Source organism: Fulvivirga aurantia (assembly GCF_009711475.1).
In the GTDB taxonomy this organism is placed as follows: domain Bacteria; phylum Bacteroidota; class Bacteroidia; order Cytophagales; family Cyclobacteriaceae; genus Fulvivirga; species Fulvivirga aurantia.
On record NZ_SMMD01000398.1, the window covers coordinates 1 to 2359 of the forward strand.

Annotated in this window: 1 protein-coding gene; it reads right to left on the reverse strand. The window is 38.2% G+C overall.

Translation table 11 applies throughout. From position 1 onward, the window contains the following. On the reverse strand, nt 1–2359 hold a 2359-nt coding region (gene porW, locus E1176_RS02215; RefSeq protein WP_155208944.1), incomplete at both ends, for a type IX secretion system periplasmic lipoprotein PorW/SprE.

A 2359-nucleotide genomic window follows, 5' to 3' on the forward strand; every position in this document is an offset into this window, starting at 1 on the left:
GTCGAAATTCCCGAAACCATGATCATTGTTCTTTCTTTATTCAGAATCAAATTACTCGTTTTAAAGTTTTCTTCCGGATATGCACTAGCGTTAAAAGCCTCAATTTTTTCAGTTAATTGATCGGCTTGTTGCAGCTTTGAATCATAGATAAGGACGAAATAATGTTCTTGCTCAAAGTATTTGACAAACTCTGTACCTAATAGCCGTTGTTGTTTAGCTAAAAAGTTTCTAGAAGCTTCTAACAACTCGTCAGCGTATGGTGTGATTTCACTATCAGGGTTTGACTTAATGAACTCACTCAGCTGGTACTGGTATAGATTGATATCTTCTGTTTTTCCAATAATTAATATTTTCAGGAGTTTCAACCGAGGGGTAAAAATAGTTTCCTGGTATTCGTTTAATGCTTCATTGAGCATGGACGTAGCTTCATCGTACTGACCATTTGTATATAATTCGTAGGCCTTACCATAGACCTTCTTCTGTTGCTCGTTAGCTTCTGTACTTTCTTCTGTGTAATTAGGATTGGCCAGTAGTTTGGCATAGGTAGTATTAGGGTATTTGCTGATTAGCTGATCTTTATAATAATCCTGTTTCTCACTTCCTATATTTTTATTAATCAGATATAGCTGATACAACACCTCTGCCTCATACTCAGTATTAGGATATCGATTGAGTAAATTCTCAAAAGTGACTACTGCATTTTCTACTTCCTTAAGGTTGAAATTGTAAATATTACCAAGCTTGTAAAGCGCGATCTCTATCTTATTATTTGCTGTTTCTTTTGCCTCATCTGAAAAAGGCACCTGTGCAATCATTTGATCAGCGCGTGAACTCGAAGAAACACTTTGTTCACTTTCCTGACTTAGCATATCGCCCCCATTGGTAGCTCCAGGGTCTTCCAGGTTTTGATCAAAATCCTGAAAACCTTCTTTGCTTGCACGTCTCCAATTGTCTTCCAGCGGCCTGTCTCCCCATATTCTTTTAAATTCATTCTGACCTAGAGCCACAGCAGATGGATTGCCAAAATACCAACTTGCGGCTTCGTTTATACCACCGCTGTTATTAATCTGGTCAAACCTTGCTCGAGCTGCTTTCTTCTCAGCCTTTTCCTCTGCAGCTTTTTTCTTTGCTTCTTCTTCTGCAATAATCTCTTCTACTTTTAACCTCAGAGAAGCGGAGTCCATAGAAGCCAACTGCAGCAAACTATCCTGCAGGTGTATGGTATTAATTTGTGTGACAAATTCTGCCAGAATTTCCTGCCTCTCTTTAATGGCCGCATAGCCTTCATAATCTTTTGGCAGTGCAGCTATTGTGCTATCATAGTAGTTTTTGGCTGTTTCGTATTGCCTGAGGCTATCATAATATATTATTCCCAGCTTGTGGAAAGACTGGCCTTTCTGTCTTTCATTGTTGACACTAGCCTGCACTGATTCATTATAGTACTCAATGGCCTTTTCAAGATTTCTGTTTTTGGCCTCAAATTCTGCCATTTCATAATAGATCTTATCCTGAAACTCCTTGTTTTTACGGTCTTTGAGTAATTTCTGAAATAATTTGCGTGCAGCCCTTACGTCACTTGACTTACCAAGTTCTGTAACTTGTGCCATATAGAGTCTGGCGTAAAAATCTAACTCATATTCAGGGTTGCTGGCAATGCATTTCTTATAATAGTTAAAAGCTTCAGCATCGAAACCCAGCATTTGATATATCTGCCCAATGATAAAATACATTCTGCCTTTACCATCTTTCTTTTTGAGCAGAGGTGCGGCCTTCACCAGGTTTTGAAGCATGTTGTCATAATCGCCACGTTGCTCATACATGTATGCCCTGTTTATGAAAAGTAGTTTAGAATTGTCTTTATTGAGCTTTTCCTTTTTGAGATAATCAGAAACCGCAACTGCATTATTATATTCCTGGGCGTCTACGAAAGTCCGTAGCAAATGAACAAGCGCTTCATGTCTGGCATCATCATTTTCGCTTTCTGTATTTACATACTTAAAAGTCTCTATGGCATTTACATAGTCAAGGTCGTAGAATCGGGCCATACCAATAAGTATGTAGCTATCATCGACCCACTTAGAGTTTTTGTGACGCTGAATAGCTATGGAGGCTTTCTTTATACCATCTTCTATCTGAGTCTGATAAGATGAGGCTAGTACTGAGTCTATTTCCGGGTAAATTTTCAGTACCTTGTTATAATCATTGTCATAATTAGACTCTACAATACCTTCTATTTCCTCAATTCTTTCATGAGCATAAAAATAAGCATTGAAATGAGCCGTGGTATTATGATAGGCTTTACTAATAATATTGTTGCGATCCGCAGAGCATGCAGATAACACTAATATTAAAGAGAGTA